At 63.3% G+C, this 11,127-nt stretch carries 11 protein-coding genes; 6 read left to right on the top strand and 5 right to left on the bottom strand.

What is annotated here, in order from left to right:
• Positions 1-14 precede the first annotated feature (14 nt).
• The gene (locus tag BPHYT_RS22400; RefSeq protein ID WP_012426401.1) at positions 15-341 is read right to left on the bottom strand and encodes a DUF4148 domain-containing protein; all 327 of its coding nucleotides are present in this window, start codon (positions 339-341) and stop codon (positions 15-17) included.
• A gap of 109 nt (positions 342-450) precedes the next feature.
• On the bottom strand, positions 451-1,476 hold the full coding sequence (locus tag BPHYT_RS22395; protein ID WP_012426400.1) for a GlxA family transcriptional regulator: 1,026 nt from the start codon (positions 1,474-1,476) through the stop codon (positions 451-453).
• Between the two features lie 347 nt (positions 1,477-1,823).
• Between BPHYT_RS22395 and BPHYT_RS22390 the strand changes: the two genes are divergently transcribed.
• From BPHYT_RS22390 to BPHYT_RS22370, 5 genes are all read left to right on the top strand, one after another.
• Positions 1,824-2,789, top strand: a complete 966-nt coding sequence (locus tag BPHYT_RS22390) for a choline ABC transporter substrate-binding protein (RefSeq protein WP_012426399.1) — start codon at positions 1,824-1,826, stop codon at positions 2,787-2,789.
• Positions 2,790-2,830: 41 nt separating this feature from the next.
• A complete protein-coding gene (locus tag BPHYT_RS22385; protein WP_012426398.1) occupies positions 2,831-3,760 on the top strand; it encodes a BKACE family enzyme in 930 nt (309 codons plus the stop codon).
• A 63-nt stretch (positions 3,761-3,823) separates the two neighbouring features.
• On the top strand, positions 3,824-4,789 hold the full coding sequence (locus BPHYT_RS22380; protein WP_012426397.1) for an L-carnitine dehydrogenase: 966 nt from the start codon (positions 3,824-3,826) through the stop codon (positions 4,787-4,789).
• Positions 4,790-5,018: 229 nt separating this feature from the next.
• Positions 5,019-5,528 (top strand): thioesterase family protein, encoded by a 510-nt coding sequence (locus tag BPHYT_RS22375; RefSeq protein WP_012426396.1) that lies wholly within the window; start codon positions 5,019-5,021, stop codon positions 5,526-5,528.
• Complete coding sequence (locus tag BPHYT_RS22370; RefSeq protein WP_012426395.1) at positions 5,521-6,486, top strand: alpha/beta hydrolase; 966 nt, start codon at positions 5,521-5,523, stop codon at positions 6,484-6,486. Before BPHYT_RS22375 ends, BPHYT_RS22370 begins: the two co-directional genes overlap by 8 nt.
• A gap of 75 nt (positions 6,487-6,561) precedes the next feature.
• Here the strand turns inward: BPHYT_RS22370 and BPHYT_RS22365 are convergent, their stop codons facing one another.
• From BPHYT_RS22365 to BPHYT_RS22355, 3 genes are all read right to left on the bottom strand, one after another.
• Entirely contained in the window at positions 6,562-8,004 is a 1,443-nt protein-coding gene (locus BPHYT_RS22365; protein WP_012426394.1) for a sensor histidine kinase, read from the bottom strand.
• Between the two features lie 24 nt (positions 8,005-8,028).
• A complete protein-coding gene (locus BPHYT_RS22360; protein WP_012426393.1) occupies positions 8,029-8,991 on the bottom strand; it encodes a response regulator in 963 nt (320 codons plus the stop codon).
• A 352-nt stretch (positions 8,992-9,343) separates the two neighbouring features.
• Positions 9,344-10,018: an HAD family hydrolase gene (locus tag BPHYT_RS22355; protein WP_012426392.1), complete on the bottom strand. Its 675-nt coding sequence runs from the start codon at positions 10,016-10,018 to the stop codon at positions 9,344-9,346.
• Positions 10,019-10,156: 138 nt separating this feature from the next.
• On the opposite strand from BPHYT_RS22355, the gene BPHYT_RS22350 reads away from it, so the two are divergent.
• A complete protein-coding gene (locus tag BPHYT_RS22350; protein WP_238535740.1) occupies positions 10,157-11,011 on the top strand; it encodes a hypothetical protein in 855 nt (284 codons plus the stop codon).
• Positions 11,012-11,127: the final 116 nt, after the last annotated feature.

Here is an 11,127-nt window from a genome sequence, read left to right as displayed (position 1 = left end):
CACTACGCGATCGATTAACGACCGTAGGTAACAACCGGAGCCGAGTACGAACTGTTCGTCGTGTCCGAACGGGTGCCTGCCTGCGACGAACCATTGGTGGCCGAACCGTAACCGCTCGTCTGGGCTGCGCTCTTTTGTGCGGCGACGCGCGCTTCAGCAGCCTGAATGTTGGACGGATAGTCTTCGTCGTTCGCGGTGCCCGGGTTGTAGCCGGCCTTTTCCAGCTGGATCAGTTCGGCGCGCACTTGAGCACGCGTAACCGGCTGATTCGATTGAGCAAAAGCGGCGAGCGGAGCGGAAATGAGCGCGGCGATAACAACAGCTTCGATCAAAGATTTCATGACACCTACCTCCAGAGATTGTTTTTTGCCATGCTGCGAACCTGTGTTTGCAGCGAGTGGACACAGTCTAGGAGTCAATACATATAGGGTAAACCCCAAATCAACGAATTCACTGTTGCGATAAACGCGATAACTGGGGCGCGGACACAAGGTCTTGCCCCGCCGACCGCTCCAGTTCTCCGGCATTTCGGCCGCCCGTCCCTTGCCGGTCGCTTCTCGGACTCGCGCCGAAACGCGCGCGATACGTCCGCGAGAAATGCGATGGCGATTCGAATCCGCATGCCACGCAAATCGACGTAATCGACATGTCGGTCTGTTGCAGCAATTCACGCGCACGCGCGAGGCGCAACTGCTGATAGAAATGCGTTGGCGTGTCCTTCAGCGACGCGCAGAACAGCCGCTCCAGTTGCCGACGGGTCACGCCGATTTCCTGCGCTAGCCGGTCAGGCGTGAGCGGCTCCTCCATATGCTGTTCCATCACGCCGATCACCTGAATCAGCTTGCGGTTGTGCACGCCGTAGCGCGCCGCGACCTCCATGCGCTGATGGTCCGAGCGCCGCCGGATACGGCTCACCACGAATTGCTCCGAGACGGCCGAAGCCAGCGCGGCGCCGTGCTCGCGGCCGATCAGGTCGAGCATCATGTCGATCGACGCCGTGCCGCCCGCGCACGTAATCCGCCGCGCGCCGATTTCGAACAGCTCCTGGCTCGCATCGAGCGACGGATAGCGCTCGCGGAATGCCGACAGCGCTTCCCAGTGCACGGTCACACTGTCCGAGCCGCCGAGCAGCCCGGCCTCCGCGAGCACGAAGCTGCCGGTGTCGATACCGCCGAGCGTCGCGCCCGCGCGCGCGAGGCGCTTCAGACAATCGCCCAGCTCGCGCGTGTAGCACGCGAGCGGCTCGAAGCCCGCGACGACGAAGAGTGTCCGCGCGGCCTCGACGTCGCCGATGGCCGCATCCGCGTTGATTGAAATGCCGTTGCTGGCGGCCACCGGCGCGCCGTCGAGGCTCAGAATGCGCCAGCGGTACAGATCGCCGCGATAGCGGTTCGCCACGCGCAACGGCTCCACCGCCGACATGAAACCGATCGCCGAAAAGCCCGGCAGCAACAGGAACGACATATCTTCGGGCATCGTGCTCGGACTCGATCAGGAGACAAAAAACGCAGGCGGACGCGGGTTCCCGGCGAGCGTAGCAAGCAGCGGCCAAGCCGGCAAGGTTCACCAAAATTCGCGCTTAACTCGATGTTGCGTCGCAATGCGGACGGCACAGGTTTTCCCTCATTGTCGCGTGGGAGCAAGAACGGGTCGCTGGCGGTCGCTTTGGCGGGAATATGGGGCATTAACGTAACGTCATTCGTGCAGTTCAAGCATCACAGAAGCCGTATCGCATGTCCGGGGGCCGCTTTGCCCATGTCGTTCGCTCAGGCGAAGCGGCCCGGTTCGAACACGTTGTCATTCGAGTCAGAAGAGGGAACGTCATGAAGTTGCGCATCAAAGCCCTGCTTGCCCATCTTGCGTGTCTCGCGGCGGCCGTCGGCGCCGCCGTTACCGCGCTGCCTGCCTTCGCCCAGGACCCCGCTGCCTGCCGCGCGGTGCATTTCGCGGATATCGGCTGGACCGACATCACCTCGACCACCGCGCTCGCCTCGACCGTGTTCGAAGGTCTCGGCTATCAGCCCGTGACGACGGTTGCCTCCGTGCCCATCTCGTTCGCGGGTTTGAAAAGCAAACAGCTCGACGTGTCGCTCGGCTACTGGTGGCCGGTGCAGGAAAAAGCGATCGCGCCGTTCGTCGATTCGAAATCGATCCAGGTGCTGCAGCCGCCTAACCTGACCGGCGCCAAGGCCACGTTCGCCGTGCCGAGCTACGAATACGACGCGGGCCTGAAGACTTTCGCCGACATCGCCAAACACCGCGATCAGCTCGACGGCAAGATCTACGGCATCGAGCCCGGCAGCAGCGCAAACGCGGCGATCCAGAAGATGATCGCCAACAATCAGTTCGGCCTCGGCGGCTTCAAGCTGATCGAATCGAGCGAAGCGGGCATGCTGGTCTCGGTCGACCGCGCGATCCGCGAGAAGAAATGGGTGGTCTTTCTCGGCTGGGAACCGCATCCGATGAACATCCAGATCGACATGAAATACCTCACCGGCAGCGACGGCGTATTCGGTCCGAACGACGGCGAAGCGCGCGTTTATACGCTGACGTCCCCCGACTTTCTGACACGTTGCCCGAACGCGGGCAAGCTCGTGAGCAATCTGCGCTTTTCGACGCAGCTCGAAAACGTGGTGATGCAATCGGTGATGAACAAGGAAAAGCCCGCCGACGCCGCCAAGGCGTATCTGAAGAAAAACCCGCAGGTACTCGACGCATGGCTTGCCGGCGTGAAGACCTACGACGGCAAGGACGGCTTGCCCGCGGTCAAGGCTTATCTCGGTCTCTGATCACGTCAGTTGCGCATACCAACTTACAGGAACCCGTTCGCATGAATCATGAAGTCATCGTGACCTGTGCGGTCACCGGCGCAGGCGATACCGTCGGCAAGCACCCGGCCATTCCCGTCACGCCGAAGCAGATTGCCGAGGCCGCCATCGAAGCCGCGAAAGCCGGCGCGACCGTTGCGCACTGCCACGTGCGCGATCCGAAAACCGGACGCGGCAGCCGCGATCCGCAACTGTATCGCGAGGTGGTCGACCGTATCCGCTCGTCGGGCACGGACGTGATCATCAACCTGACGGCCGGCATGGGCGGCGATCTGGAGATCGGTCCGGGCGAAGATCCGATGCGCTTCGGCGCGAACACGGATCTGGTCGGCGGCCTCACGCGCCTCGCGCATGTTGAGGAATTGCTGCCGGAAATCTGCACGCTCGACTGCGGCACGCTGAATTTCGGCGACGGCGACTACATCTACGTGTCGACACCCGCGCAGTTACGGGCCGGCGCGCGGCGCATCCAGGAACTCGGCGTCAAGCCTGAACTGGAAATCTTCGACACCGGGCATTTGTGGTTCGCGAAGCAACTGCTCAAGGAAGGCCTGCTCGATGCGCCGCCGCTGTTCCAGATATGCCTCGGCATTCCCTGGGGCGCGCCCGCCGACACCACCACCATGAAAGCGATGGCCGATAACCTGCCGCCCGGCGCGCAATGGGCCGGCTTCGGCATCGGCCGCATGCAGATGCCGATGGTCGCGCAGGCGATGCTGCTCGGCGGCCACGTGCGCGTGGGCCTCGAAGACAACATCTGGCTCGATAAAGGCGTGCCCGCAACGAACGGCACGCTGGTGCAACGCGCGGTGGAAATCATCGAACGGCTCGGCGCACGCGCGCTGACGCCTGCCGAGGGGCGCCGCAAACTGGGTCTGCCCGCGCGTGGCGAGCGTCAGTTGGAGCGGCGCGAGGCGGGACAGTACGCTTGATTCACACGCTCGATGCAACTCGCTTCGAGACCGGACAACACACAGGCAAAGGAAACATCAGCAATGGCAGTGATCGTCGATATCAAAACATTCGCGGCAATCGGCGTGGGCGTGATCGGCAGCGGCTGGGTGGCGCGCGCGCTCGCGCACGGACTCGACGTGATCGCGTGGGACCCGGCGCCCGGAGCGGAAAAGCAGTTGCGCGAGAACGTCGCGAACGCGTGGTCGGCGTTGCAGCGCGTGGGGCTGGCCGCGGGGGCGTCGCCAGAGCGGCTGCGCTTCGTCGATACGATCCAAGCCTGCGTCGGGCAGGCGGACTTCATTCAGGAAAGCGCGCCTGAGCGCGAAGAATTGAAGCTATCGCTGCACGAACAGATCAGCCGCGCGGCGAAACCCGATGCGATCATCGCTTCGTCGACATCGGGCCTCTTGCCGAGCGATTTTTACGCACGGGCGGTGAATCCGCAGCGTTGCATCGTCGGGCATCCGTTCAATCCGGTGTACCTGTTGCCGCTCGTCGAAGTGCTGGGCGGCGAAAGCACCGCGCCCGAAACCATCGACGCCGCGCTACAGGTGTATCGTGCGCTGTCGATGCGGCCTCTGAGGGTTCGCAAGGAAGTGCCGGGTTTTATCGCCGACCGCCTGCTCGAAGCGCTGTGGCGCGAGGCTTTGCATCTGGTCAACGAAGGCGTCGCGACCACCGGCGAAATCGACGACGCGATCCGCTTCGGCGCGGGCATCCGCTGGTCGTTCATGGGGACTTTCCTGACGTACACGCTGGCGGGCGGCGACGCGGGCATGCGCCACTTCATGCAGCAATTCGGACCCGCGCTGGAGCTGCCCTGGACTAAACTGGTGGCGCCGAAGCTCACGGATGAACTGATCGACCGGGTCGTGGACGGCACCGCCGAGCAGGTCGGGCCGCGCTCGATCAAACAGCTCGAACGCTACCGGGACGATTGCATTACGAGCGTACTGACGGCGATTGCGGAGGCGAAGGCGCGGCATGGAATGCAGCCGGCTGAGTGAGGGCGACCGCGTGGAGGCGTTCGGATGGAACGGAGGCCGCTGAAGGCGCAGATAGCGCGCCATCCGAGCCAAGCTCCGGCTGCGCGCGGTTTGACTCATCGACCGGACCGCGTCTGTCTCGCGAATCCGGTGCCGATGCGGTGGAATCTCGCGTGGCCGTATTTTCGAAAATCGCCACGGTCGGCGCGCAGTCGCCGCCTTAGAAACGAACAACGGAGACAACTTGCCGATGCCGCAACCCGCTGCCCTGCCTTGCTATCGCGACACGGTGCGCGCCGAATGGGTCGATTACAACGGCCATCTGCGCGACGCGTTCTACATGCTGATTTTCAGCTTCGCGACCGATGCGCTGATCGACCTGATCGGTTTACCGGACGTCGTGCGCAAGGAGCGCCAGCGCTCGATCTACACGCTCGAAGCGCATATCAACTATCTGCACGAGATCAAGGAAGGCGCGCAGGTGCGCGTCGACATGCGCGTGCTCGGTCACGATGCGAAGCGGCTGCATCTGTACCTCGAGATGTTCGCCGGCGATGGCGGCAAACCGCTAGCAGCAGGCGAGCAGATGTTGCTGCACGTGGATACCGGCGGCCCACGTGCAGCCGCGTTCGATCCGGACGTCGCGGCGCATGTGAAGGCATTGGCCGACGCGCATGCCGCACTGCCGCCCGCGGCGTTTGCCGGGCGAGTGATTGGCTTGCCCGCGAAAACGAAGCCGAGTGGGAGTGGACATGCTTGAGCCAGAGATGGCCGCGTTCATCGAAAGAGCCGCCGCGATTTACCGGGGGCATTCGACTTCATTGACGCCGCCTGAACAGCGCAAAATTTACGACCAGTACGCGGCGGCGGTCACACCCGCGTTGCCCGACGATGTCGTAACTCACGACGCCGAGTTCCACACCGGCGCGGGCCATTCGATCGCGCTGCGGCTGTACCGGAACCATGCAAGACATCATGACGCGGCGCGTGGCGCCGTGCTGTATTTTCACGGCGGTGGCTTCGTGCTCGGCTCGCTGGACAGCCATCAGCTCGTGACCGCGCGCCTTGCTGCGGACACCGATCTCGACGTGATCGCGGTCGACTACCGGCTGGCTCCCGAACACCCCGCGCCGGCCGCGCATGACGATTGCATGGAAGTCACGCTCGCCGCCTTGGCCGGGCGCCTGCCGTTCGAGCTGCATGCCGGCGCGCCGCTGCAACTGGCTGGCGACAGCGCCGGCGCCACGCTCGCGGCCAGCGTAGCGATGCGGCTACGCGACGACGCGGTACAAGGCATAAGCGGCCTCGTGCTGGTTTATCCGATGCTCGGCACCGACCCGCAATTGCCCGCGCGCGACAGCGAAGCACTCGCGCCGATGCTCAAGCTAACCGACGTCCATGCGTTCCGCGATCTGTACTGGGGCCCCCACCCGCCCTACCCCGCGTGGACGATCCCGCTCGATGCGACGCGCTACGACGGCCTGCCGCCGACGCTCGCGATCGGCGTCGAACATGACCCATTGAGGGACGACGCGCGCGTATTCGCCGAGCGTATCAACGCGGCCGGTGGCGAGGCGCGGCTCATGATCGGCGCCGGGCTCGTGCACGGATGCTGGCGCGCCATCGAATCGAGCCCCGGCGTACAGAGGCTCCACGAGGAGGTGTGCCGTTTTCTGTCTGCCCATGCGACGCCGGGGTCGTCCGCGGACAATCGCTAGCACGCGCTCAGGGTTCAGCGTTCAGGCCGCCGGATAGTCAGTGGCAACGGCCACAGTTTTCAACCTGCGCGCCTTTCATTGGCCCTGACTCCAGCGAGGCGAATGCTGCGCCGGCGTCTTGCGCAGTGCGCGATCGGCGGGCGTGTCCGGCGCCGGCAACCGCACGGTGAAGGTGGTGTGGATGCCGCGTATCGAACTGCACTCGATACTCCCGCCCAGCAGCTCCGTCGCGCGACGGCAGAACGCGAGTCCCATGCCCGCGCCGCTGCCGTGCCGCTTGGTCGTGAAGAAAGCGTCGAAGATATAGGGCAGGACGTCGGGCGCGATGCCGGGCCCCGTGTCGCGGAATTGCAGCACGCAGAAGTCCTGATCCTGAACGGCACTGATCGTAATCGCCCCGTCGCCGCCCACGCGAATGGCATGCAACGCGTTTTTCAGCAGATTGAACAGCACGAAAACCACGACCGTATCCGAGCCCGAAAAAGACATGGCGAGGTCGATGGGCATCACCGTGACACGCTCACGCTCGTCGCCGCTGAACGGATACCGTTCGAGCGTGGACATCACGCACTGATGCACCGAATGCCGGCTGAAGTCGCCGCGATCCAGACGATCGAGCGTGAAAGACGCGAGCGCCATTTCGACCATTGCGCTGGTGCCGGAGACTTCGCGCCGGATCGCCGTCGCCAGCTGGCCGATGCGTTCGGACTGTCCAACCTCGTCGTGATCCTCATACAGCCCGTGCGTGACGGCTGTTCGGTATCCTTTGAACACATGCCCCCACACGCTGGCGATTTCGTCGGCGTGCATGCCGATGGTGGCAAGCGGCGTCGAGATTTCGTGCGCAATGGTCGCCGCCACGGCATACGGGTGAATCAGGTGATAGCGCACGATGGTGATCGCCAGCAGCCCGAGGCTCAGACCGATGAACAGGACGCCCGGCGGATAGAACCCGAAGCCGTAGTTGACCGCGTAGTCCATCGCGGCAAACGAGTACAGACACAGGCTCGCCAGACACAGATCGAGGCGCCGCCGCGCGTCGCCCTCTGCCTTCTGACGCGCGGCGAGCAGAAGCTGCGCGCTGCGGCCGGCCAGCAGCACGGTCTGCACCACGTGCAAGGGATGCAGCGGCCCGGCGACCGGATAGTAGCCGAAGAAGAAATGCTGATAGCCCGCCACCACTTCGTTACCGGGCAGCAGTATCGCGAGGACGAAACACAGACCGTACGACGCCAGCAATATCGGCTGCTCGCGGCGCTGCGCCGCCACTTCCGTCACGAAGTGGTAGAACGTTGTCGGCAGAAAAAGAATGAATAGATAGCCGCCCCTGACCAGCAGGTCCGCGGTGTGCGGGTTGTCCGTCTGGAACAGCAGTGTCCATGCGCCTTGCCACGCGAAGGTCGAGACGCACATCAGGATGAACGGCGTGAATAAACGCGTCGCGCCTTGCGTAATCAGTACGTATAGGCCGAACACCACGAACATCGCGGACACGCAGGCGGTCGGAATGGCGTACATTTGGCTTGACGTCGCGGCAGACTTTTAGCGCGTCCGGTCCTTCCGCCATTGCGCGAACGTCAACAGGTCCATGCCTACGTCGGCCTTGTCGATCGGGGTCCAGCAATAGAACACGTCGTCCCAGCCCGGAATAGTGCGCGGGGTCAGCGTCCTGACGGTCATGCCGGAGCGATAGGCCAGGTTCGGCCAGAAGATCGGCATCACCTCGCGCACCGCCATTTGCTTGAGAAGGTCGGCCGGGCCGTCCTCGTCCGCGACGATTTCGCCCTGCGAGATCCAGTCGTTCTCGGCCCACGCGACGAAAACGCTCGGGTTGCCGGCACGATCGAACATCAGAATGGCGTCCTGTTCCGGGCGCCAGTAATACTCGACGATACCGTTCGCGGCCACCACCTCGTCGATCACTTTACGCGTTCGCGGGTCGCAATACGTCAGGCCGTTCTCGCCCAACGCGAGCCAGCCGCCTTCCGAACAGTGCCTCGCCTTGGCATCCTTCAGGAAATGGGCCAGCCGGTTGGCGGAGTCGGTATCGGTCTTTCTCAGGTATAAATCGACGATTCCCGCATTGAAGGCTTTGACCGCGACGGTTTCGTCCGCGACGCCGGTCAGCAGCACTTTTGCGCAGCGCAGGTTGGAGATGGACGAGAGGAATTCCACGCCGTTCATGCCCGGCATGTCGAAATCCACGACCACCGCCGCGACTTCCGCGAAACGGGAGCCGCGGGCCAGAATATCGCGTTCCGCCGCGGTTTCCATGTAGCGCTCAAAACCCGTCTCGCTCACACAGGCCGAGGCCGGCGCGAACTCGAGCGAATTCTTGCGGGCGTGCTGACGGATGAAGGCCAGCGCGGTTTGCGGCCGCGTAAAAAACAGATTGGTGGCGCTGTCCGGAAAGAATCGCCGCAGCGCGTCGAGATAGCTGTCGTTGTCATCCACGAAGACAACCGTCGACGGATGGAAAACAGGTGGTCGAATAAAATTGTTCATATTTTCACGTGGTTCGTCACGCCCCCGCTGGAGGACAACCGCGGCAGACCGCTGGCCGCAGGTCACAGCAACCCGCACGGCACGATGCGGCGCGGCGGCTCTCGAGCATATGGGGACCCGCTGCCTCGGCCATCGGTCTCATGGCCGGGCCATACTTTGCCGCTTCCGGTTCCCGCATGTTCGCATATGGAACATTCCGGCACGCCTTGCAGGATTCTCTCACGCCGGTCGCCAAGGCGGTTTTCCGCTGAACAATATAGTACAGGGCCTTGGCATCGATCGCGCGAAGTCGCCGCGGCGATCAACGGCGGCGCTTATGCGTTCTGGGCGATCCGCGATCAAGGGCCGCCTTTTACGGGCGCGACGCCACCTCGTCCAGATGATCCAGCAGATCCGCCGGATCGTCGTAGACCCGCAGCGCGCCGGCGCGCTCGAGTTCCTCCGTGCCGTATCCGCCCGACAGCAAACCCACGCCCAGCGCCCGGCAGCGCCGCGCCGCGAGCATGTCCCAGATGCTGTCGCCGACCACCACCGTGTGTTCGACCGGTACGCCGAGCCGCCCGGCGGCGGCGATGAACAGATCCGGATCCGGCTTTGCATATTTGACGTCGTCGCGCGTGACGACCACGGCCTTCGCCGGATCGACCCCGAGGGCCTCCAGATTGAGCGCCGCCGTCTCCATGCGGCCGCTCGTCGCCACGGCCCAAGGCGTTCCGGCTTGCGTCAGCGCGTCGAGCAGCGCACGCGCGCCCGGCAGCGGACACACCTGTGCGCGCAACCGCTGATAGGCTGCGGCGTGAGCTTGACGGAGACGCTCGACCCGGTCGGCGTTGATCTCGCCGTGCGTTTCCCGCAAAAGCTGATTGGTGAAGAGCCCGCCGCTCATGCCGATCTTGCGGTGAATTCGCCAGACCGACAAGGGAATGCCTTCGCTGTCGAGCGCTTCTTTCCAGGCCAGCACGTGCTGGTAGACGCTGTCGACCAGCGTCCCGTCGAGATCGAAGAGGAAAGAGGTCTGGATTCGCATGGAGTGCTCCTGTTGATGACTGGCTTCGCCAATATGCCATGTCCGGAGTGCGCCGGTTGCGCGAATGCCGCGTCGATTTCAGTTGACTGTCACGTAGCGTTGGAGTTTATGGCCGGCAAATGGGTCGATGAAACGTGAATGGCGTTCATCCGCGAACGTAGCGCAGCCACTTTGATGCGGAGCGCCCGGACGCGATTTTCGAGCCGCGCCGTTCATGCTAGCCTCTTCGCTTCCCAAAACAGGATGTCGCATGAACACACCTCGATTGCGCCTTCATGGCCTGAACCGGAGACGCACGATCGCGATGCTTGCCGTAGTGTCTGGATTGTCGACGGGCATGAATCACGCTGCCATCGCGCAGTCCGAAAGCACGAGCAGCGTGGATTATTCTGGCACGGTCGGCGGAGCGAAGGTCGGTATGACGCTCGTTTTGCACGGGAATGCGATAGGCAAAGGGCATTACTTCTACTTCTGACACTGCGGGAAGCGAATGGCACTTTCGATTTGCACTTCGTCGGCAATGGATCGAACGGCGACCAGCCGCTCGATTTTTCCAATAGCGTGGGACTTGCCGGCAGTTGGAACGGCGGCGGGAAGACTTTGCCGGTCAGTTTCAATCTCGAAGGCATGTCGTTCGCGGACGCGAATACAGGACACCGCTACGGGATGATCACCAACGAAACGGATGACGCATTCGAAGCACGCGCTCAAGGCTTCTATTTCGCCGCATTGAAGGGCGACCCGAAGCAGGCCGCGCGCTTTGTTCACTTCCCGTTGCGGGTGAACTGGAGCGCGACGCATCACGAAATGATAGATTCGGCGAGTCAGCTTGCCGCCAACTGGAATCGCATCTTCACGCCAAAGTATCTTGCGGCGCTACGCGATGTCGTTCCGCATGATATGCCGGTGATCAAGAGCCAATACGCGATGCTCGGAGCAGGGCTCGCGTTCTTTACGGATAAGGGTGTCGAAGTTTTGAACGCGCAACGGTAGAGCGTTGCGAACGGCGGAGGACGTCGCGGTGCGGGCCGCTCTCCCCCTCTTTACTCGCCGCGAGTGCGGGCGGATTTCATGCATGCGATCGTGGTCGGCGCACAATGCGCTACAAC

It is taken from the genome of Paraburkholderia phytofirmans PsJN (genome assembly GCF_000020125.1).
Taxonomy (GTDB): domain Bacteria; phylum Pseudomonadota; class Gammaproteobacteria; order Burkholderiales; family Burkholderiaceae; genus Paraburkholderia; species Paraburkholderia phytofirmans.
Note: the sequence above shows the minus strand (reverse complement) of the source record. Positions and strands in the feature narration are given on the sequence as shown.